The organism is Pseudomonas abietaniphila, from assembly GCF_039697315.1.
GTDB lineage: Bacteria > Pseudomonadota > Gammaproteobacteria > Pseudomonadales > Pseudomonadaceae > Aquipseudomonas > Aquipseudomonas abietaniphila_B.
The window spans coordinates 5531469-5552122 of sequence record NZ_CP155619.1 but is presented as its reverse complement, the minus strand read 5'-3'; the positions used below and the strand labels follow the sequence as shown (position 1 = coordinate 5552122).

At 60.2% G+C, this 20654-nt stretch carries 17 protein-coding genes; 4 read left to right on the top strand and 13 right to left on the bottom strand.

Annotated features, from left to right (window positions below; all coding sequences use genetic code 11):
• Positions 1 to 4: 4 nt before the first annotated feature.
• From ABDX87_RS24365 to ABDX87_RS24355, 3 genes are all read right to left on the bottom strand, one after another.
• Positions 5 to 829, bottom strand: coding sequence for a substrate-binding periplasmic protein (locus tag ABDX87_RS24365; RefSeq protein WP_346830178.1), 825 nt, complete (start codon positions 827 to 829; stop codon positions 5 to 7).
• 139 nt (positions 830 to 968) lie between these two features.
• The gene (locus ABDX87_RS24360; RefSeq protein WP_346830177.1) at positions 969 to 1898 is read right to left on the bottom strand and encodes an electron transfer flavoprotein subunit alpha/FixB family protein; all 930 of its coding nucleotides are present in this window, start codon (positions 1896 to 1898) and stop codon (positions 969 to 971) included.
• Positions 1898 to 2647, bottom strand: coding sequence for an electron transfer flavoprotein subunit beta/FixA family protein (locus ABDX87_RS24355; protein WP_074753422.1), 750 nt, complete (start codon positions 2645 to 2647; stop codon positions 1898 to 1900). Before ABDX87_RS24355 ends, ABDX87_RS24360 begins: the two co-directional genes overlap by 1 nt.
• A gap of 526 nt (positions 2648 to 3173) precedes the next feature.
• Here ABDX87_RS24355 and ABDX87_RS24350 point away from each other — a divergent pair.
• Positions 3174 to 4838, top strand: coding sequence for an electron transfer flavoprotein-ubiquinone oxidoreductase (locus tag ABDX87_RS24350; RefSeq protein WP_346830176.1), 1665 nt, complete (start codon positions 3174 to 3176; stop codon positions 4836 to 4838).
• A gap of 216 nt (positions 4839 to 5054) precedes the next feature.
• On the opposite strand, the gene ABDX87_RS24345 is transcribed toward ABDX87_RS24350, so the two are convergent.
• Positions 5055 to 5960, bottom strand: a complete 906-nt coding sequence (locus ABDX87_RS24345) for an AraC family transcriptional regulator (protein WP_346830175.1) — start codon at positions 5958 to 5960, stop codon at positions 5055 to 5057.
• Between the two features lie 178 nt (positions 5961 to 6138).
• Between ABDX87_RS24345 and ABDX87_RS24340 the strand changes: the two genes are divergently transcribed.
• On the top strand, positions 6139 to 7191 hold the full coding sequence (locus tag ABDX87_RS24340) for an NAD(P)-dependent alcohol dehydrogenase (protein ID WP_346830174.1): 1053 nt from the start codon (positions 6139 to 6141) through the stop codon (positions 7189 to 7191).
• 153 nt (positions 7192 to 7344) lie between these two features.
• On the opposite strand, the gene ABDX87_RS24335 is transcribed toward ABDX87_RS24340, so the two are convergent.
• From ABDX87_RS24335 to ABDX87_RS24315, 5 genes are all read right to left on the bottom strand, one after another.
• Positions 7345 to 8151, bottom strand: a complete 807-nt coding sequence (locus ABDX87_RS24335) for an IclR family transcriptional regulator (protein ID WP_346830173.1) — start codon at positions 8149 to 8151, stop codon at positions 7345 to 7347.
• A 65-nt stretch (positions 8152 to 8216) separates the two neighbouring features.
• Positions 8217 to 9542: an MFS transporter gene (locus ABDX87_RS24330; RefSeq protein WP_346830172.1), complete on the bottom strand. Its 1326-nt coding sequence runs from the start codon at positions 9540 to 9542 to the stop codon at positions 8217 to 8219.
• Positions 9543 to 9732: 190 nt separating this feature from the next.
• Positions 9733 to 10881 (bottom strand): galactonate dehydratase, encoded by a 1149-nt coding sequence (dgoD, locus tag ABDX87_RS24325; protein WP_346830171.1) that lies wholly within the window; start codon positions 10879 to 10881, stop codon positions 9733 to 9735.
• An 80-nt stretch (positions 10882 to 10961) separates the two neighbouring features.
• Positions 10962 to 11594, bottom strand: a complete 633-nt coding sequence (locus tag ABDX87_RS24320) for a 2-dehydro-3-deoxy-6-phosphogalactonate aldolase (protein ID WP_346830170.1) — start codon at positions 11592 to 11594, stop codon at positions 10962 to 10964.
• A 1-nt stretch (position 11595) separates the two neighbouring features.
• A complete protein-coding gene (locus ABDX87_RS24315; protein WP_346830169.1) occupies positions 11596 to 12612 on the bottom strand; it encodes a 2-dehydro-3-deoxygalactonokinase in 1017 nt (338 codons plus the stop codon).
• 368 nt (positions 12613 to 12980) lie between these two features.
• Between ABDX87_RS24315 and ABDX87_RS24310 the strand changes: the two genes are divergently transcribed.
• Entirely contained in the window at positions 12981 to 14144 is a 1164-nt protein-coding gene (locus tag ABDX87_RS24310; RefSeq protein ID WP_346830168.1) for an acyltransferase family protein, read from the top strand.
• 758 nt (positions 14145 to 14902) lie between these two features.
• On the opposite strand, the gene asd is transcribed toward ABDX87_RS24310, so the two are convergent.
• The 4 genes from asd to leuC all read right to left on the bottom strand — a co-directional run bounded on the left by asd (position 14903) and on the right by leuC (position 19571).
• Positions 14903 to 16015 carry an aspartate-semialdehyde dehydrogenase gene (gene asd / locus ABDX87_RS24305; RefSeq protein WP_346830167.1) on the bottom strand — a complete coding sequence of 371 codons (1113 nt, stop codon included), beginning with the start codon at positions 16013 to 16015 and terminating at the stop codon, positions 14903 to 14905.
• Between the two features lie 82 nt (positions 16016 to 16097).
• Positions 16098 to 17180, bottom strand: coding sequence for a 3-isopropylmalate dehydrogenase (leuB, locus tag ABDX87_RS24300; protein WP_346830166.1), 1083 nt, complete (start codon positions 17178 to 17180; stop codon positions 16098 to 16100).
• A gap of 314 nt (positions 17181 to 17494) precedes the next feature.
• On the bottom strand, positions 17495 to 18136 hold the full coding sequence (gene leuD / locus ABDX87_RS24295) for a 3-isopropylmalate dehydratase small subunit (RefSeq protein ID WP_346830165.1): 642 nt from the start codon (positions 18134 to 18136) through the stop codon (positions 17495 to 17497).
• A gap of 10 nt (positions 18137 to 18146) precedes the next feature.
• The gene (leuC, locus tag ABDX87_RS24290; protein ID WP_346830164.1) at positions 18147 to 19571 is read right to left on the bottom strand and encodes a 3-isopropylmalate dehydratase large subunit; all 1425 of its coding nucleotides are present in this window, start codon (positions 19569 to 19571) and stop codon (positions 18147 to 18149) included.
• A 158-nt stretch (positions 19572 to 19729) separates the two neighbouring features.
• Here leuC and ABDX87_RS24285 point away from each other — a divergent pair, with 158 nt between their 5' ends.
• The gene (locus ABDX87_RS24285) at positions 19730 to 20608 is read left to right on the top strand and encodes a LysR family transcriptional regulator (protein ID WP_346830163.1); all 879 of its coding nucleotides are present in this window, start codon (positions 19730 to 19732) and stop codon (positions 20606 to 20608) included.
• The last annotated feature ends 46 nt before the right edge of the window (positions 20609 to 20654 follow it).

The following is a 20654-nucleotide window of genomic DNA, read 5'->3' as shown; positions in this document are numbered from 1 at the left end:
GTTCCTACTGATTGGGAGTGCTGGCGGGCTGCTGCAACTGAGCCTTCCACAACTCCAGGTTGCGCGCGACCGCTTCACTGGAGCGGCCCGAAGCCGCCAATTCTGTCATTTTTTTTGCCAGCTGTCCGCGCAACCACGGATCGTTGCACGCCGAATTGAACGACAGCGCCAGATACAGTCCTGGCTTGTCGACGGGCAAGGGTTGCGCCTGCAGGTCCTTGGACATCCCAAGGGTCTGGGTCAATGCCATGCCCGCGTAGCGTCCGGCAAGCACGAACTCCGCCTGCCCGAGCATGAGCTTCTGAAACGCCTGAGTCAGATTCGGCTGTTTCGCGAGGGTCAAATGCTCTTTGGAAGCGTTTTCGAACGTCGAGGTGAGGCGGGTTTTCTCGGAGATCGCGCCCGAATGCCCATTCAAGTCAGCCAGCGAATTGAAGGGTTGCGCATGCCCCGCGCGCGTCCAGACCATGATCTCGTTTTGCGCGATGGGCGGATGGATGAAATCCAGCGACTCAAGCTCACTGGCATTCAGCGGTGTGTCAGCCAGCAGATCCATCCGTCCGGTGCGCACTTCTTCCAGCGCCTGACTGCGTTTACCGGCAAACAGCAGCTCGACCCTGACGCCGATCTGAGTCGCCGCCTCCTTGAGCAGGTCGGCATTGGCGCCCATCAGATGCTTCGGATCTTGCGGGTCGCGCCACAGATAAGGAGGCGCATCGGGACTGCCGGTGACAACAAGCCGCTCGCATTTGCCCGCCGCGACGGCTGCCATCGATGGCAACATCAGCCCGGCGATCAGCGACGTCAGGGTCTGCCTTGGCGACCACATAACTGCATCCTTTTTTCGGCCCAATAAAAAACCCGTTCAGTCGAGGCTGAGGAAGGCATCAATCATCACAACAGCCGATGATCAGCGCTTTCGAGCAGCCCGAAACGAACGGGTTCTCTTTATAAGTCAGACGGCTGGTTTAGACCAGCTTCTCCAACTCGGGTACAGCTTCGAACAGATCCGCGACCAGACCGTAGTCGGCTACCTGGAAGATCGGCGCTTCTTCGTCTTTGTTGATCGCAACGATCACCTTGGAGTCTTTCATGCCGGCCAGGTGCTGGATCGCGCCGGAGATACCGACAGCGATGTACAGCTGCGGCGCCACGATCTTGCCGGTCTGACCGACCTGCATGTCGTTGGGTACGAAACCTGCGTCGACGGCTGCGCGGGAAGCGCCGACCGCAGCACCCAGCTTGTCAGCCAGCGCGTACAGGTGTTTGAAGTTGTCACCGTTCTGCATGCCGCGACCGCCAGAAACGACGATTTTGGCAGCGGTCAGCTCAGGACGATCGGATTTGGCCAACTCTTCGCTGACGAAGGATGACTTACCTGCATCGTGTGCAGCCGAAACGGACTCAACTGCTGCAGAGCCGCCTTCAGCAGCAACGGCGTCGAAACCGGTGGCACGAACCGTGATGACTTTGATGGCCGCCGACGACTGAACGGTCGCGATGGCGTTACCGGCGTAGATCGGACGCTTGAAGGTGTCAGCGCTTTCCACCGAGATGATCTCGGAGATCTGGTCAACGTCCAGCTGGGCGGCAACACGCGGCAGGATGTTCTTGCCGTTGGAGGTGGCAGCGGCCAGCACGTGGCTGTAACCGGGGGCGAGCTCGGCAACCAGCGGCGCAACGTTCTCCGGCAGCTGATGGGCGTAGGCCGCGTTGTCAGCGACCAGCACTTTGGCCACGCCAGCGATTTTCGCGGCGGCTTCACCAACAGCGCCCACGTTTTGGCCAGCGACCAGGACGTGAATATCACCGCCAATCTTGGCAGCAGCGGCAACGGTGTTCAGGGTGGCAGGAGCAATTGCGCCGTTTTCGTGCTCAGCGATTACGAGAATAGGCATCAGATCACCTTCGCTTCGTTTTTCAGTTTCTCGACCAGTTCAGCCACCGATTTGACCTTGATACCCGCGCTGCGGGCAGCTGGGGCTTCGACCTTGAGGGTCTTGTTGGTCGAGGACGTCGACACGCCCAGTGCGTCAGGGGTCAGGACTTCAAGCGGCTTTTTCTTCGCCTTCATGATGTTCGGCAGCGACGCATAGCGCGGCTCGTTCAGGCGCAGGTCGGTGGTGACGATGGCGGGCAGCTTCAAGGAAACAGTCTGCGCACCGGCGTCGATTTCACGGGTGACGTTGACGCTGTCGCCAGAGACTTCAACTTTGGAGGCGAAGGTGCCTTGGGCGTAACCGCTCAGGGCCGCCAGCATCTGGCCGGTCTGGTTGTTGTCGCTGTCGATCGCCTGCTTGCCGAGGATGACCAGTTGCGGCTGTTCTTTATCGACAACAGCCTTGAGCAGCTTGGCCACGGCCAGTGAGGTCAGCTCGTCAGCGGATTCAACGAGGATGGCGCGGTCGGCACCCAGCGCCAAAGCAGTGCGCAACTGCTCCTGAGCGGTGGTCGGGCCAATGGAAACAACGACGATCTCGGTCGCAACGCCCTTCTCTTTCAGGCGTACGGCTTCTTCCACAGCGATTTCGCAGAAGGGGTTCATCGACATTTTGACGTTAGCGAGATCGACGCCGGAGTTATCCGCTTTGACGCGGACCTTGACGTTGTAGTCGACCACTCGTTTGACAGCTACAAGAACCTTCATGGATTCCTCGTTACTCTCCGGTGAAAAGAAGTCGCCAGGCCCGGCCTGGCGATGGTTACACGTCAGTGTAAAGAACACCTCTGAAAACAGCGTATTCGTCGTTGCTTAACGGTGAGTTCGGCAAAAAACAACCGCGCCTTCCCGGCAATCCAAGCCATACCACCACCCGGCGTGTAAACTGCACCCCGCCTGCCCTGCAGAGACATCGAAGGGGATCGCGCGCACACCGTCGCGTTGCTTTTAGAGGCGTTCTCCGGTCTGACGTTCAGCCTACGGCGAGCGCAAAACCGCCCGTATCTTGACCGGAACGCCTATTCCGGTCAATACGACAAAAACGCCAGTCATGAGCCGTCTCCCTATGATTTATCAGGGTTTCAGCCGATTCAAACAAACGTTTGTATTGGACCTGCAAGGTGGTGTAGATATAATGCGCCCCTTTGAGATGACGCGCGGGCAAACCGTTTACGTGCGTCGGTTGAGCAACCTATAAAAAAATACCCGTTGAGCCTTGATCAGGAGATAGCCAGTGGAACGCGAATTTATGGAATTCGACGTCGTCATCGTCGGAGCCGGCCCCGCAGGGCTGTCCGCCGCATGCCGTCTGAAACAGAAGGCCGCCGAAGCTGGCCAGGAAATCAGCGTCTGCGTGGTGGAAAAAGGCTCTGAAGTCGGCGCTCATATTCTTTCGGGCGCGGTGTTCGAACCTCGCGCTTTAAATGAATTGTTCCCTGACTGGAAAGCACTCGGCGCACCGCTGAATACGCCCGTCAAAGGCGATGACATCTATGTGCTGACCAGCGCCGACGCGGGCACCAAGGTCCCTGGCGCGTTCGTGCCCAAGACCATGCACAACGAAGGCAACTACATTATTTCCCTCGGCAACCTGTGCCGCTGGCTGGCGCAGCAGGCTGAAAACCTGGGCGTGGAAATCTACCCCGGCTTCGCCGCTCAGGAAGCGCTGATCGATGAAAACGGCGTGGTCCGCGGGATCATCACCGGTGATCTGGGCGTCGATCGCGAAGGCCATCCGAAAGAAGGCCTGTACACCCCTGGCATGGAGCTGCGCGGCAAATACACGCTGTTCGCCGAAGGCTGCCGTGGCCACATCGGCAAGCAGCTGATCAAACGCTTCAATCTGGACAGCGAAGCCGACGCCCAGCATTACGGCATCGGCCTGAAGGAAATCTGGGAAATCGACCCGGCCAAGCACCAGCAAGGCCTGGTGGTGCACACCGCTGGCTGGCCACTGGACGTGATGGGCACCGAGAACACCGGCGGTTCCTTCCTTTACCACCTGGAAAACAATCAGGTGGTGGTGGGTCTGATCGTTGACCTGTCCTACGCCAACCCTTACCTGTCGCCGTTCGACGAGTTCCAGCGCCTCAAGCATCATCCGATCCTCAAGCAGTACCTGGAAGGCGGCAAGCGCATCAGCTACGGCGCACGCGCGATCTGCAAAGGTGGCCTGAACTCGTTGCCGAAGATGGTCTTCCCGGGCGGCGCATTGATCGGTTGCGATCTGGGCACGCTGAACTTCGCCAAGATCAAGGGCAGCCACACCGCGATGAAGTCGGGCATGCTGGCCGCCGATTCGGTGGCAGACGCGCTGTTCGCCGGCAATCAAGGCGGTGATGCGCTGAACACCTATGTCGAAGCCTTCAAAGGCAGCTGGCTGCACGAAGAACTGTTCGCCAGCCGCAACTTCGGCGCGGCGATCCACAAGTTCGGTCCGGTGCTGGGCGGCGCCTTCAACTTCATCGACCAGAACCTGTTCGGCGGCAAGATTCCGTTCACCCTGCACGACAACAAGCCTGACTACGCGTGCATGAAGCTGGCAGCCGATTCGAAAAAGATCGACTACCCGAAACCGGACGGCAAACTGAGCTTCGACAAGCTGAGCTCGGTGTTCATCTCCGGCACCAACCACGAAGAAGAACAGCCTTGCCACCTGAAGTTGAAGGACCCGAGCATCCCGATCAGCGTCAACCTGCCCAAGTACGACGAGCCAGCGCAGCGCTACTGCCCGGCGGGCGTGTACGAGGTGGTGACTCAGGAAGACGGCGCCAAGCGCTTCCAGATCAACGCGCAGAACTGCGTTCACTGCAAGACCTGCGACATCAAGGATCCGTCCCAGAACATCACCTGGGTCACCCCTGAAGGCGCGGGCGGGCCGACTTACCCGAATATGTAACAGACGCAGCGGCAAGCGTTGAACTGCAAGCGACAAGAGAAAGGCGCCCTGGTTGGCGCCTTTTTTTGTGGGCGTCAACCGGACGATGACGGGTAACGAAACCTCACTGTGGGAGCGAATTCATTCGCGATACGGAGGTCACGCCGACACGCCTTCATCGCATGAAACATTTTTCGCGAATCAATTCGCTCCCACAGTATGTTCAGCGGCGGGCCGTCACGCAGAAGCCCTCAACTGGGCGCCCTCTTCTCCCGGGCTGCGATCAAAGTACCGTTTGTATTCGCGGCTGAACTGCGACGTGCTTTGGTACCCCACCTTGTGCGCGACCTGCGCCACGCCCATGCCTTCGCCGATCAGCATTTGCTGCGCCTTCAACAGACGCAGGCGCTTGAGGTACTGCACCGGCGACAGCAACGTACTGCGCTTGAAATGCTCATGAAAAGTCGAGGTGCTCATGTTGGCGCAACGCGCGAGGTCATCGACGCTCAGCGCTTCGCTGTAGTGATCGCGCAGGTGTTGCAACGCAGCGGCGATCCTCGCGAAATGCCCCTGTTGCTCCACCAGCGCTCGCAACACGCCCGCCTGCGGTCCGCGCAGCGCCGCATACAAAACCTCGCGCACCAGAGCCGGGCCCATCACCTGACAATCCATCGGGTCGTGCAGGCAACGCAGCAACCGCTCGACACTCTCACGCATCTGCGCGTCCAGCTCGGCCGAGTTCATGGACTCCGGCGTCTGCGCCTTGACCGAGGCATCGACGGGCAATGCCATGGCCTGCACCAGCTCACCGAGCACGATGCGGTCAATGGCGACCGAAACGCCGTACAACGGCTCTTCCGTGGTGGCGAAGGTTTCGCACATGAACGGCACTGACAGCGCCTGCACCAGGTAATGCCCAGCACCGTATTCAAACGTCCGCGCGCCGAGGCGCGCCAGTTTGCTGCCCTGCGCGAGGATGATCAGGCTGGGCTCGTAGATTTGCGGGCAACTGGCAACGTAATAGCTCCACGACATGGTCTGCACACCGGGCAAACCACTGTCGAGAAAGCCCGGGCGGTGGGACAGGGGCTTGATCAGCGAAACCAGCGTGGCGTTGGCATCGGAACGGGACGTCAGGAGCATGAGTAACCGTGACGGAGGATTAGACACTGCAATGATCGCAGATCTGCCGCTCTGCGCATCACCCAATCAGGCAGGTTCGGAGGATTAGGCATGACACACAGAGGAATGGTCATGGCCGGTCAAGGCCTTGCTGAGGAGAATGCACCGCCTCCACTGTCAACGTTATGCGAGGTTACACATGTACACAGCCATCGGTTATGCCGCCCAGTCGGCCACCACTCCCCTCGCCCCCATGACCTTCAACCGCCGCAGCCCTCGCCCTGACGACGTGGCGATCGAGATCCTGTATTGCGGCGTCTGCCACTCCGACATCCATCAGGCGCGTAACGAATGGGGCATCGCCGTTTACCCGCTGATGCCGGGTCACGAAATCGTCGGCAAGGTCACTGAAGTCGGCGCCAACGTCAGCAAGCACAAGGTTGGCGATCTGGTCGGCGTCGGCTGCATGGTTGACTCCTGCCTTCACTGCGAAGCCTGCGCTGCGGATCTTGAGCAGTATTGCCTCGAAGGCCCGACCCTGACGTACGCCACGCCGGACCGCATCGACGGCACCAACACCATGGGCGGCTATTCCAGCAGCATCGTGGTCAGCGAGCACTTCGTGGTACGTATTCCGGAAAAACTGAACCCGGCCGCCGCTGCACCGATCCTCTGCGCCGGCATCACTACCTACTCGCCGCTCAAGCACTACGGCGTGAAAGCCGGTGACAAGGTTGGCGTACTGGGCATGGGTGGCCTGGGTCACATGGGCATCAAATTCGCCAAAGCCATGGGCGCGGAAGTCACGCTGTTCACCCGCTCGGCGAGCAAGGCCGAAGAAGCCCGTCGTCAGGGCGCCGATCACGTGATCGTATCCACCGACGCCGAGCAGATGAAAGCCGCTGCCGGCCACTTCGACTTCCTGCTGGACACCATTCCGGTGCAGCACAACCTGAACCCGTACCTGGAAACCCTGCGCTTCGACGGCGTGCACATTCTGGTCGGCCTGATCGAGCCAGTCGATCCAGCCCTGCACGCGGCGAATCTGGTGATGAAGCGTCGCGTACTGGCGGGTTCGTTGATCGGCGGCATCGCAGAAACTCAGGAAGTGCTGGATTTCTGCGCGGAACACGACATCAGCTGCGACATCGAGATGCTCGACATCCAGCACATCAACGAGGCGTACAGCCGCATGATTGCCGGTGATGTGAAGTATCGGTTCGTGATCGATATGGCGACGTTGAAAGCGTAAACGCAAGTCGCCCCGCATGGCGTGGGGCGAAACCTGTGGGACCGAATTCATTCGGGAGAGGTCGAAGCATCCGACACACTTTCATCGGCCGAAACATCCCATCCCGAATGAATTCGGTCCCACAGGGTCACGCGACACCGCGAACAGTACCCGCTACCCACCCAACTCCGCCGACAAGCGCGCCGCCGTCTCCTTGATCACCGGCACCAGCTCGGCCATCTTTTCCAGCGGCATGTACGGCACTGTGCTGGCGATGCTGATCCCCGCGACGATGTGTTTGCTGGCATCGCGAACCGGCGCGGCGACACAGCGGATCGACGGCTCGTTGTCCTCAAGATCGAACGCGTAACCGCCCTTCACGTACTCGTGCATCCGGTCGCGCACCTGTTCCCAGGTCTGCTCCTGATGCGCAGGCCACAACGGGTTCCTCGCCACTTCCGGCACGCTCAGGTCATACAGTCGGCGCCATTCGCTTTCCGGGCTGTCCAGCAACAGCGCCTTGCCAATGCCGGTGCGCGCCAGCGGCATCCGGTGGCCTACCCGTGAACGCATCTCCGGACCATTACGTCCGGGGTTCTTGTGCAGATACAGCACCTCGTCCCCGTCACGAATCGCCAGATGGATGGTATCACCCGTCAGCGCCGACAACTCATCAAGGAAGGGACGCGCGAGCATCGCCAACGGCAACTCTTCACGCGCCTGAAAACCCAGTTCGATCAGCTTCGGCCCGAGCAGATAGCCCACTTGTGGCAAGACGCGAAGATAACGTTCCTCCACCAGACAGCTGGCCAGCCGGTGCGTCGTACTTTTTGTCGTCCCGATCAGCCGTGCGATTTCCTTGAGGTCCCGGGCGCCGCTGGCGACCGCCTGCACCACGCCCAGCCCCCGCAACAGCGTTTGCGTGCCGGTCGGCGCCGTGTCTTTACCCGTCTCGCTCGTGGTGTCGGAAGAATCTTGCATATCACGCCTTATCGAATCAGAAAGCCGGCGGCATTATCGTCGTCGGCTTGGGTGCATGCCAATCGTCAGCGCGGATTATCCAGCTCGATTCGCTCGACCTTGCCCACCAGCAGAATGTAGGAAAGCGCTCCGAGCAACGCCAACACAGCGATATACGTGATCGCGGGCGCGAACGACTCACCTGAGGCCAGAAAGCCAATGACGATCGGGGTGGCAATGGCCGCCAGGTTACCGATCAGGTTAAAGGTGCCACCGGTCAGACCCAGCAAACGCGCCGGGGCCAGCGTCGACACCAGCGACCAAGTGATCGACGCCAGGCCATTGCCAAAAAAGGCCAGGGCCAGGAACGCGATCACCAGAGGTGTCGATTCCACATAGTTGGCGCCGATGATCGACGTGGAGATCAGCAGCCCGGCAATGATGGGCAGCTTGCGCGCAAAACCCACGGTGTGGCCGCGACGGATCAACCAGTCGGAAAAGAACCCTGAGCACAGGACGCTAACGAAGGCCGCCAGAAACGGCAACGACGCCAACAGACCCGACTTGATGAAATCCATGCCGCGGTACTTCACGAGATAGGTCGGAAACCACGTCAGGAAAAACCACAGCGTCGAATTCAGGCAGAACTGGCCGAGGTAAATGCCCCAGAGTTTACGTTGGGTCAGGACGATGCCCAGATCCTTCCAGCGGAAACCGGTCTTGGCTTTTTCGGTGTCGGTCTGAATGTCGACCAGACCGCCGCCGTCCTTGATCAGATCGATTTCACCTTGATTGACGCCTTTGAAATCGCGCGGCTCGCGGTAGACCATGTACCAGATCACCGCCCAGATCACGCCCACGCCGCCGGTGGCGACAAACACCATGTGCCAGCCGAACGTGGCTTGCAACCAGGCGAGGACCGGGGTCAGAAACGCCAGGCCGACGAACTGGCCCGAGGTGTAGAAGCCGACGGCAGTGGCGCGTTCCTTTTCCGGAAACCAGGCGGTGACCACGCGGCTGTTGATCGGATACGCCGGTGCTTCCAGCGCGCCGACCGCCATGCGCAGCACGAACAGGCCGACGAAGCTGCCGACGAAGCCGAGGAAGATGGTCGCGATCGACCACAAGGCCAGCGCGACGGTGTAGAGAATGCGTGGCGGAACGCGATCCACCAGCCAACCGCCGGGCAATTGCATGGCGGCGTAGGTCCAGCCGAACGCCGAGAACACCAGGCCCACGTGTACCGGGTCGATGTTCAGCTCGCTGGTCAGCGCGGGCGCGGCGATGGACAGGTTGCTACGGTCCAGGTAGTTGATCACCACGGTGATGAACAGCAGGACCATGATGAAAAAGCGTTTGCGTGTCGGCGTGGCGGTGATCGCCCGCGCCTCCGGCAAGGTCTGTGTGCGCATGGGGAATGCCTCTTTTTATGTTTATCTGAGGTCTGGATTCGTGTGTGTCTGTTTTAGAAGCTTCGCGAGCAAGCTCGCTCCCACCGAAGTCGGGGATGTCAGGAGGACGTCTGGCTGACACAAAACCTGTGGGAGCGAGCTTGCTCGCGAATGGGGCCTGCGCGTTTGCAGCGTCAGGCCGCGCAAGCAATCACCACTCGGCAAAGCTGCCGTCGGCATGGCGCCAGATCGGGTTACGCCAGCGGTGGCCGATGGCCGCGCGTTCCTTGACGTATTCCTCGTTGATCTCGATCCCCAGGCCAGGCCCGTTCGGGATCTTCACCATGCCTTTGTCGTAGTCGAAGACTTCAGGGTTCTTGATGTAGTCGAGCAGGTCGTTGCTCTCGTTGTAGTGAATGCCCAGGCTCTGCTCTTGAATGAACGCGTTGTAGCAGACCGCGTCCAGTTGCAGGCACGCCGCCAGCGCGATCGGACCCAGCGGGCAATGCAGCGCCAGCGCCACATCGTAGGCCTCGGCCATGTTGGCGATCTTTCGGGTTTCGGTGATGCCGCCTGCGTGAGAGGCGTCCGGCTGGATGATGTCAACGTAGCCTTCGCTCAGCACGCGCTTGAAGTCCCAGCGCGAGAACAGGCGCTCGCCCAGGGCAATCGGGGTGCTGGTCAGCGGCGCGAGCTCTTTCAGCGCCTCATAGTTTTCGCTGAGCACCGGCTCTTCGATGAACATCAGCTTGTACGGGTCCAGTTCCTTCATCAGCACTTTGGCCATCGGCTTGTGCACGCGACCGTGGAAGTCGACGCCGATGCCGACGTTCGGACCGACCGCATCACGCACGGCGGCGACGTTGGCCAGGGCCAGATCGACCTTCTCGAAGGTGTCGAGGAATTGCAGTTCTTCGGTGCCGTTCATCTTCACGGCGGTGAAACCACGGGACACGGCTTCTTTCGCCGCCCGTGCGGTATCGGCAGGACGGTCGCCGCCGATCCACGAATAGACACGAATCTTGTCGCGCACCTGACCGCCCAGCAGATCGCTGACCGACACGCCGAGTGCCTTGCCTTTGATGTCCCACAACGCCTGATCGATACCCGCCAACGCGCTCATGTGGATCGCGCCACCCCGGTAGAAGCCGCCGCGATAGAGCACGGTCCAGATGTCTTCAATGTTGCGTGGGTCTTTGCCGATCAGGTAGTCGGACAGTTCCTCAACAGCCGCAGCAACCGTATGCGCACGCCCCTCGACCACGGGTTCGCCCCAGCCAGTGACACCCTGATCGGTTTCCACTTTCAAGAAGCACCAGCGCGGTGGAACGATGAAGGTCGTGAGTTTGGTGATTTTCATGTCTTGTCTCTCTTGTATTCGAAGCTATTCGAAACCGGTAATCGCGGCCTGCTACTCGAAGCCGCTATGCGCAATGCGAGTTACTTGCCGTTGGGGCGGTACTGTTTCCAGGCGGCGACATAGCCCTTCGCGCGTTCGGCGACGTCTGCGGCGCTCAGGCCAGGCTTAAACAGCCCCGAACCCAGACCAAAGCCTGAAACACCGGCGTCCAGGAAAACCTTCATGTTGTCCGGAGTGATTCCGCCAACCGGTAGCAGCACAGTGCCCGCCGGCAACACAGCCAGCCACGCCTTTACCACGGCCGGCCCCATTTGCTCGGCCGGGAACATTTTCAGCACATCGGCCCCTTCAGCCAGGGCGGCAAAGGCCTCTGTCGGAGTTGCCACGCCTGGGGACAGGAACAGGCCCTCGGCCTTGCCGGCACGCAGCACTTCGGGGTCACTGTGCGGCATCACGATGACCTGTCCACCGGCTTCTTTGACCTGACGCACCTGCTCAGGGGTCAGCACGGTGCCTGCGCCAATCAGGCAATCGGCGGGCAGGCTCTGACGCAGCAGACGGATGCTGTCGTACGGTTGAGGGGAATTGAGCGGAACTTCAATGACGCGAAAACCGGCGGTGTACAGGACGTCACCGATCGCCGGGGCTTCTTCGGGGCGCAGGCCGCGCAGAATCGCGACCAGACCGTTTTGCGCGAGGGCTTGTTTGAGCATCTCAGTTCTCTACGTGAAGGGGCCGGGCAGCGGCCGCAGAAGTGGATGAAATCAGACCGGCCTGGACCGCGACCTGCCACAGGCCTCGTTCGGTGGCCTGTTCGGCCAGCGTCACCTGTGGGAAGCCATTGGCGTCGAGTGCGCGCTGATAGCGCTCCAGCAACGGGCCGCTGCCGATCAGAATCACCGACGGCAGATCGGTCTCGTGCTGGCGCAGCAACTGGGTCAACGCCACGATTTCGTGGCCGATCAGCAGACCGGACAGATAATCGGGTTGCGCGGTACCGGCCAAGGCGCCGGTAAGGCCGAGGGTGCGACAGCTGAATATGGTCGAGAGCGGGCCTGCGGCGCCTTCCGGAGATTGCGCGACGGCGACACCACGGTCGAAGGCAACGACGTCGAACGCATCGCTGCGCTGCATCGTGCGGCCGAGGATGGTGTGACTGGACAGCGCGGCATAGACCTCGCCGGTCATGAAGGTATCGAAATGAACGATGCGACCGTCGACCGCCCTCACCCACTTCGAGTGGCTGCCGGGCAACCCGATCAACAGTGGCCTGGCCTTTTCTTCGGCGGGCAACGCACTGAGAACGCCCAGAACCTGCGTCTCTTCACCGCGCATGACATTGGGCAGTTCGGAGCGTTGCAGCACGCCAGGAACAATGTGGACATTGACGCCGCGCACGCTGCGCACCGTCACCAGCGCAGAACTCAGCGCCGCAACGCTAGCTGGCGTCTGCTGGTAAACCGCTTCCCGCCATCCTTGAGCGCTGCCGACCATACCGCAAGCGATGACCGGTAAGCTCGGCTGGGCGTCGAGCCAATCGCCACAGGCTTCATCGAATGCCAGCTCAAAACCGTCGCTGCACAGCTGGCCGGCAACCCTGCGAGCGGTAGAAGGCAATTGCATGATGCCCGCGCTGAGCGAGCGTTGTTCCTGTACCCGGCCGTTTTCGCCGAGTCGATACGCACGAAGGGAGGTCGTTCCCCAATCGAGCGCGATCAATTGCGCCTGCATGGCTTCACCTGATTGTTATTAATGAGTGAATGCGGGGCGAACTATAAACCCGGAAACAGAATTATCTCAATATGTAAATTGCTATCCCATATTGTGGGATCTTTACATTTTGCCACGAGTGCACGCCTCGCCTTCGCCGCTGAATCTGGCAGCTCCTCGGTTCACTCAGGCATACTCCGTTCTGCCCCGGATCCCCGGGCTGCTCCAGACATCCTCGTTGCCTCACCGACCATTCAGCCTCCAGTGCCGAAGGTGGTAACCATCCCTCGCGTTTTTTTCACACGCTGTTCCTTAAGCTCAGGCGACATCAGACGCCGATAGCCACCTGCCATCCACGGTCTACACTCATCTGCAAAAGGACCCGTAAGATGAAGCGATTTCTCGTGCTCGACAGCTTTCGCGGCCTGTGTGCCGTCGCGCTGATCGTTCATCACTCGCACATTGAGCGCAGCATCACGGAGCTGACGTTTTTCAGAAACGCCAGCCAGTTCGTGGGCTTCTTCTTCGCCTTGAGCGGTTTTCTGATTTACCGGCGCTACATCGGTCACCTGGCCACGCCTCGCCAACTGGGCGAGTTCATGATCACGCGAACCTGTCGCGTGGTGCCCTTGCACGTCGCCGTGCTGCTGTTTTTCATCGGGTTCGAGTGCCTGAAACTGGTGATGGAGCGATATGGCCTGTCGCTGAATTACCCGGCATTCAGCGGCGACCGCGCGCCGAGCGAGATCCTGCCTAATCTACTGCTGATCCAGGCCTGGTGGCCGACGTTCAATGCCCTGTCGTTCAACTACCCCTCTTGGTTCATCAGTGTCGAATTCTATCTGTGGGTGATCTTCGCGCTGATCCTGTTCTCCCTGCCGGGCCTGGCGCGAAAGCTGTTTTCACTGCTGTGCGTCCTGGCGTTCATCGCGCTGTACAAGGATTTCAACCTGATCCCGCGCAACGTGCTGTGGGGGGCTTCGTGTTTCTTTGCCGGCGCGATCACTTACCGCCTGTACGTGCGGCTACATGACTCGGTGCCGGGTCCGGCATTCGCCACGGTGCTGGAGGTGGGTGTGCTGGCAGCGATTTACTGGGTCATGACGCAGGGCGAACCGCCGCTGACCATCGAGCTTGGGCTGCTGTTCTGCGCGGCGGTGCTGATTTTTTCTTATGAGGCCGGATTGGTGTCCGGACTCCTGCGCCTGCGGTTGTTCCCGGCGCTGGGCAAGTTGTGGCTGTCCATTTACCTGACCCATGCGGCGGTGATATTCGTGCTGGCGACAGTCATCACGCTGGCGGCGAAGTTCAGCGGCCTGTCATGGCTGGTCGACCGGCCGGGCGAAACCAGCGGCACGATGGTGCGTTATCTGAGCACGGGGACTGCGCTGAACGATAACTTGCTGATGCTCTTTGTGGTCATCGCCGTGGTGGTGGTGTCGATGTTGACCCATTGCTACATCGAAGCGCCGGGGATCCGGTTTGGGAAGCACTGGAAACGCGGGACGTTGTTTCGTCGGCGTAAGGATGATCCGCCGCCGGAGCAGGTTTGAAGAGTCTTGCGGCGGCGTTTTTTACGCCTGGGTTCAGCCTGCAGCCAAGTCGCGATTGGTGGCGTTTTGGACCATTGATGTCGAAGAGCAAAATCAACAGCAGGAGCAGGAATATCAGGGCGACGCGATACCTGTAGGAGCGTGGCTTGTGTCTGGGCCGCATCCGGACGATCTACCGCGCAGCGGTAGCAAAATCAGGCGACTCGACTATTCCTGACACTGCGAATGCGCAGGTCTTGCTGCCGGTTCCCGGCAGATCGTCCGGATGCGGCCCAGACACAAGCCACGCTCCTACAATAAAGAGTGGCGTGCGGGAGATGGATGCATGAATCGAGATGCGATGAGCGTTAGCTCCAGCTCGCACTCCTCTTGTGCGCGACAGTCCAGACACCACCAAACGCGACTTGGGTGCAGGCTGAACGCAGGTGGCGTGGAGTGGGTCGAGCGGCATGGATGCCGCGAGAGCGCCGTCAGGACAGGGATGTCCGTTCGGCGCGGGCCCACGGAGCGTCGCCTTCGTTACGGTACCTCGACGAAGTCGAGGCCAAACCAGGAGCCTGACCCTTAGTTACGTGGGGATGGTCCGGCATTCCGGCTTTCAAGTAACTCGCCGAAGGCGAAACAGTTTGGCCGTTAGGCCAAACCCTCCCCGCGCCGCCAAAAAACACGGATAAGACACACCTAGGCCGCCCCCAAATCAAACCCATAAAAAAACCGCCCCTAACAGGCGGTTTTTTATTTGAAACACAAAAAGCGAATCAACGCTCCAGCAGAATCCGCAACATACGACGCAACGGCTCAGCGGCACCCCACAACAACTGGTCACCCACTGTAAACGCGCCCAGATACTGCGAACCCATGTTCAGCTTGCGCAGACGCCCTACCGGAATGTTCAGCGTGCCGGTCACCGACGTCGGGCTCAGTTCCTGAATGCTCGCCTCACGGTTGTTCGGCACCAGCTTCACCCACGGGTTGTGCTGGCTGATCATGCCTTCGATGTCGGCAATCGGCACATCCTTGTTCAGCTTGATGGTCAGCGCCTGGCTGTGGCAACGCATGGCGCCGATGCGCACGCAGATGCCGTCGACCGGGATCGGGCTTTTGAAGCGGCCCAGAATCTTGTTGGTCTCTGCCTGACCTTTCCACTCTTCACGGCTCTGGCCGTTCGGCAGTTCCTTGTCGATCCATGGAATCAGACTGCCCGCCAGCGGCACGCCGAAGTTCTCGGTCGGGAAGCTCTCGCCGCGCATGGCTTCGGCCACTTTGCGGTCGATGTCCAGAATCGCGCTGGCAGGGTTCGCCAGTTCGTCAGCAACCGAGGCGTTGATCGCGCCCATCTGCTTGATCAGCTCACGCATGTTCTGCGCGCCGGCACCGGAGGCCGCTTGATAGGTCATGACGTTCATCCACTCGACCAGACCGGCTTCGAACAAGCCGCCCAGCCCCATCAGCATCAGGCTGACGGTGCAGTTACCGCCGATGTAGTTCTTGGTGCCGGCATCCAGTTGCTGGTCGATGACCTTGCGGTTGACCGGATCGAGGATGATCACCGCGTCGTCCTGCATGCGCAGGGCCGACGCCGCATCGATCCAGTAACCCTGCCAGCCTGCTTCACGCAGCTTCGGGAACACCTCGTTGGTGTAGTCGCCGCCCTGACAGGTCAGTACCACGTCCAGGGTCTTGAGCTCGTCGATGCTGTAGGCATCCTTCAACGGCGCAATGTCCTTGCCCACCGACGGACCTTGTCCGCCGACGTTGGAGGTGGTGAAAAAAACCGGCTCAATGAGATCGAAATCCTGCTCTTCCAGCATGCGCTGCATGAGCACGGAACCAACCATACCGCGCCAACCGACCAGACCTACACGTTTCATCGCAACTACACCTTAATTAAAAGTGGGGCCCCTCCTCGCAGAGAGCCTTTCGACTCGATCTTGCGGCAGTGGGCCCGAGATATTACAGATTGCGCAGCGCGGCGACTACGGCGTCACCCATTTCCTGCGTACCGACCTTGGCATTACCTTCGGACCAGATATCACCGGTGCGCAGGCCTTGGTCCAGCACCAGGCTGACGGCCTTCTCAATGGCATCGGCTGCGGTGTGCTGATTGAAGCTGTAACGCAGCATCATCGACACCGACAGGATGGTGGCCAGCGGGTTGGCCACGCCCTTGCCCGCGATGTCCGGCGCCGACCCGTGGCAAGGCTCGTACATGCCCTTGTTGTTCGAGTCCAGCGACGCCGACGGCAGCATGCCAATGGAACCGGTGAGCATCGAGGCTTCGTCGGACAGGATGTCGCCGAACATGTTGTCGGTGACCATCACGTCGAACTGCTTCGGCGCGCGGACCAGTTGCATGGCGGCGTTGTCCACGTACATGTGGCTCAGCTCGACATCCGGGTAGTCCTTGGCCACTTGCTCGACCACTTCGCGCCACAGCTGGCTGGACGCCAGTACGTTGGCCTTGTCCACCGAGCAGAGTTTCTTGCCGCGTACACGGGCCATGTCGAAACCGACGCGAGCGATGCGGCGGATCTCGCTCTCGCTGTACGGGAGGGTATCGTAAGACTGACGCTCGCCGTTTTCCAGCTCGCGGGTGCCGCGTGGCGCGCCGAAGTAGATACCGCCGGTCAGCTCGCGAACGATGAGGATGTCCAGGCCCGAGACGATTTCAGGCTTGAGGCTCGAAGCGTCGGCCAATTGCGGGTACAGGATCGCCGGACGCAGGTTGGCGAACAGGCCCAGTTGCGAACGGATTTTCAGCAGGCCGCGCTCAGGGCGAATGTCGCGCTCGATGGCGTCCCACTTCGGTCCACCCACAGCGCCCAGCAGGACGGCGTCGGCAGCACGGGCACGGTCCAGCGTCTCGTCGGCCAGCGGCACGCCATGCTTGTCGATGGCTGCGCCGCCAATGACGTCGTGGCTCAGTTCAAAGCCCAGCTGATACTTCTCGTTCGCCAGTTCCAGCACCTTGACCGCTTCGGCCATGATTTCCGGACCAATGCCATCACCTGGGAGAATCAGAATCTGCTTGCTCATAACATCCTCGTTTCAATAAGTGCATCGGCGCTTCAGGAGCGCCGATTGAAAAAGCGGGTACCACAGGCCTGCGACCAATCCGACCATGTCGGGTGACTGTCAGGCCATCTTCGCGAGCAAGCTCACTCCCACAGGACCGCGTTACTCAGGTCCAACATCAAACCTTTGGAAATCAGCTTGCCCCTCAACATCTCATTCAATGTCCAGCGCCGAACCTGTGGAGTCAGCTTGCCCCTCAACACCTCATTCAAGGTCCAACGCCGAACCTGTGGGAGCGAGCTTGCTCGCGAATCGTCCAGACGACACACATTCAATCAGTCACGAAACAACCAAGGCTGCGAAGCGCGGTGTTTGGCCTCGAACGTCGCGATTGCATCGCCATCCACCAGGGTCAGGCCGATGTCGTCCAGGCCGTTGAGCAGGCAGTGCTTGCGGAACGCGTCGATTTCAAAGGTGTGTACCGTGCCGTCTTCGCGGGTCACGGTCTGTGCCTGCAGGTCCACTTTCAGCTGATAACCGGGGTTCGCTTCGACCACCTTGAACAGCTCGTCGACCTCTGCTTCGCTCAGGATGATCGGCAGCAGGCCGTTCTTGAAGCTGTTGTTGAAGAAGATGTCGGCGTAGCTCGGCGCGATAATGCTGCGAAAACCGTACTCTTCCAGCGCCCACGGCGCGTGCTCGCGGCTCGAGCCACAACCGAAGTTTTCGCGGGCCAACAGCACGCTGGCGCCTTGATAACGTTCGTGGTTCAGCACGAAATCAGGGTTCACCGGACGCTTGGAGTTGTCCTGGTATGGCTGACCCACATCCAGATAGCGCCATTCATCGAACAGGTTAGGACCGAAACCGGTGCGACGAATCGACTTCAGGAACTGCTTGGGAATGATCTGATCGGTGTCGACGTTGGCACGATCCAGCGGAGCGACCAAACCTGTGTGTTGAGTAAAAGGCTTCATGCGGGGCTCCTTATTGCTGGCTCATGGTGCGGACATCGACGAAACGGCCATTGACCGCTGCCGCCGCTGCCATCGCCGGGCTGACCAGGTGAGTACGACCACCGGCACCCTGACGGCCTTCGAAGTTACGGTTGGAAGTGGACGCGCAATGCTCGCCACTTTCCAGACGGTCCGGGTTCATCGCCAGACACATCGAGCACCCTGGCTCACGCCATTCGAAACCGGCTTCGAGGAAGATTTTGTCCAGGCCTTCTTTTTCTGCCTGCTCTTTCACCAGACCCGAACCCGGGACGACAATCGCCTGCTTGATGGTCGAGGCCACTTTGCGGCCTTTGGCGATGTCGGCGGCAGCACGCAAGTCTTCGATCCGCGAGTTGGTGCACGAACCGATGAACACGCGATCCAGCTGAATGTCGGTAATCGCCTGATTGGCCTTGAGGCCCATGTACTTCAAAGCGCGCTCGATCGAGCCACGTTTGACCAGATCGGTTTCTTTCGCAGGATCAGGAACATGCTGATCGACCGCAAGGACCATTTCCGGCGACGTGCCCCAGCTCACTTGCGGTTTGATCTGGGTGGCGTCCAGCTCGACCACGGTGTCGAACACCGCATCATCGTCCGACACCAGGTTTTTCCAGGCCTCGACAGCCATGTCCCACTGCTCGCCCTTTGGCGAGAAAGGACGGCCCTTGACGTAGGCAATGGTCTTTTCGTCGGTGGCCACCAGACCAACACGAGCGCCTGCCTCGATGGACATGTTGCAGATGGTCATGCGGCCTTCAACGGACAGGTCGCGAATCGCGCTGCCGGCGAACTCGATGGCGTGGCCGTTACCGCCGGCGGTGCCGATCTTGCCGATGATCGCCAGGACGATGTCCTTGGCGGTGACGCCAAACGGCAGCTTGCCTTCGACCTTCACCTGCATGTTTTTCATTTTCTTGGCGACCAGGCACTGCGTGGCGAGCACATGCTCGACCTCGGAGGTGCCGATGCCGTGGGCCAGCGCACCGAAGGCGCCGTGCGTCGAGGTGTGAGAGTCGCCGCAGACCACGGTCATGCCAGGCAAGGTTGCGCCCTGCTCCGGGCCGATGACGTGGACGATGCCCTGACGCACGTCGTTCATCTTGAATTCGGTGATGCCGTATTCGTCGCAGTTGTCGTCCAGGGTCTTGACCTGCAGGCGCGACACCTGATCGACGATGGCGTCGACGCCGTCCTTACGGTCCGGGGTGGTCGGCACGTTGTGGTCAACGGTGGCGACGTTGGCGTCAATGCGCCATGGTTTGCGGCCAGCCAGGCGCAAGCCCTCAAACGCCTGTGGTGAGGTCACTTCATGAATGATGTGACGGTCGATATACAGCAGCGCCGAACCATCGTCGCGCTGTTTGACCAAATGCGAATCCCAGAGCTTGTCGTAGAGCGTTTTGCCGGCCATCAGACGATTTCCTCATCAGCTTGTTTCTATGCCTTGGGTCATCGTCATCACGGTGACGATTCAAAGACCCCTTGGCTTGTGGGGGAGATGCTAGGGAATATGCTTAAATAACTCAAATTCATATTTTTCATGCTTTGGATAACCAATAGGAATTCGAGATGGACCTGGCGAACCTCAATGCCTTTATTTCCATTGCCGAGACCGGCAGCTTTTCCGGGGCCGGTGAACGCCTGCACCTGACTCAGCCCGCCATCAGCAAACGCATTGCCGGGCTTGAGCAGCAACTCAATGTACGCCTGTTCGACCGTCTGGGTCGGGAAGTCAGCCTGACGGAGGCCGGACGGGCCCTTCTGCCCCGCGCCTACCAGATCCTCAACGTACTGGACGATACCCGGCGGGCGCTGACCAACCTGACCGGCGAGGTCACCGGCCGCCTGAGCCTTGCGACCAGCCACCACATTGGCCTGCACCGCTTGCCACCAGTGTTGAGGGCGTTCACCCGCGCTTATCCCGATGTGGCGCTGGATATCGAGTTTCTGGATTCCGAGGTCGCCTATGAGGAGATCCTGCACGGGCGCGCGGAACTGGCGGTGATCACTCTGGCGCCGGAGCCCCATTCGCTGGTCAAGGCGGTCAGGGTCTGGGACGACCCACTGGACTTTGTGGCTGCCCCAGAACACCCGCTGGCCACGATGCCGAATGTCAGCCTGGCCGACATCGCCCGCTACCCTGCCGTGTTTCCGGGCGGCAATACCTTCACCCATCACATCGTCAGCGGCCTGTGCGAGGCGCAAGGGCTCAAGCCCAACATCGCCATGAGCACCAACTATATGGAGACGATCAAGATGATGGTGTCCATCGGGCTGGCCTGGAGCGTGCTCCCCAGAACCATGCTCGACGAGCAAGTCGCCAGCATTCCATTGCCGGGCATACAGCTGCGCCGCCAGCTAGGCTACATTGTTCACACGGAACGTACGCTGTCGAACGCCGCCAAGGCGTTCATGACGCTGCTCGATGCCCAGGCAACTGTTGCCTGAGCGGTGATGCTTACTGATCGACATACCGGCTTGACTCTCTGAAGGC

What these genes read in the sequence shown, in the direction of transcription:
- ABDX87_RS24365 (WP_346830178.1), bottom strand. Translation starts at nt 829, where the DNA reads ATGTGGTCGCCAAGGCAGACCCTGACGTCGCTGATCGCCGGGCTGATG.
- ABDX87_RS24360 (WP_346830177.1), bottom strand. Translation starts at nt 1,898, where the DNA reads ATGCCTATTCTCGTAATCGCTGAGCACGAAAACGGCGCAATTGCTCCT.
- ABDX87_RS24355 (WP_074753422.1), bottom strand. Translation starts at nt 2,647, where the DNA reads ATGAAGGTTCTTGTAGCTGTCAAACGAGTGGTCGACTACAACGTCAAG.
- ABDX87_RS24345 (WP_346830175.1), bottom strand. Translation starts at nt 5,960, where the DNA reads ATGCTCCTGACGTCCCGTTCCGATGCCAACGCCACGCTGGTTTCGCTG.
- ABDX87_RS24340 (WP_346830174.1), top strand. Translation starts at nt 6,139, where the DNA reads ATGTACACAGCCATCGGTTATGCCGCCCAGTCGGCCACCACTCCCCTC.
- ABDX87_RS24335 (WP_346830173.1), bottom strand. Translation starts at nt 8,151, where the DNA reads ATGCAAGATTCTTCCGACACCACGAGCGAGACGGGTAAAGACACGGCG.
- ABDX87_RS24330 (WP_346830172.1), bottom strand. Translation starts at nt 9,542, where the DNA reads ATGCGCACACAGACCTTGCCGGAGGCGCGGGCGATCACCGCCACGCCG.
- dgoD (WP_346830171.1), bottom strand. Translation starts at nt 10,881, where the DNA reads ATGAAAATCACCAAACTCACGACCTTCATCGTTCCACCGCGCTGGTGC.
- ABDX87_RS24320 (WP_346830170.1), bottom strand. Translation starts at nt 11,594, where the DNA reads ATGCTCAAACAAGCCCTCGCGCAAAACGGTCTGGTCGCGATTCTGCGC.
- ABDX87_RS24315 (WP_346830169.1), bottom strand. Translation starts at nt 12,612, where the DNA reads ATGCAGGCGCAATTGATCGCGCTCGATTGGGGAACGACCTCCCTTCGT.
- ABDX87_RS24310 (WP_346830168.1), top strand. Translation starts at nt 12,981, where the DNA reads ATGAAGCGATTTCTCGTGCTCGACAGCTTTCGCGGCCTGTGTGCCGTC.
- asd (WP_346830167.1), bottom strand. Translation starts at nt 16,015, where the DNA reads ATGAAACGTGTAGGTCTGGTCGGTTGGCGCGGTATGGTTGGTTCCGTG.
- leuB (WP_346830166.1), bottom strand. Translation starts at nt 17,180, where the DNA reads ATGAGCAAGCAGATTCTGATTCTCCCAGGTGATGGCATTGGTCCGGAA.
- leuD (WP_346830165.1), bottom strand. Translation starts at nt 18,136, where the DNA reads ATGAAGCCTTTTACTCAACACACAGGTTTGGTCGCTCCGCTGGATCGT.
- leuC (WP_346830164.1), bottom strand. Translation starts at nt 19,571, where the DNA reads ATGGCCGGCAAAACGCTCTACGACAAGCTCTGGGATTCGCATTTGGTC.
- ABDX87_RS24285 (WP_346830163.1), top strand. Translation starts at nt 19,730, where the DNA reads ATGGACCTGGCGAACCTCAATGCCTTTATTTCCATTGCCGAGACCGGC.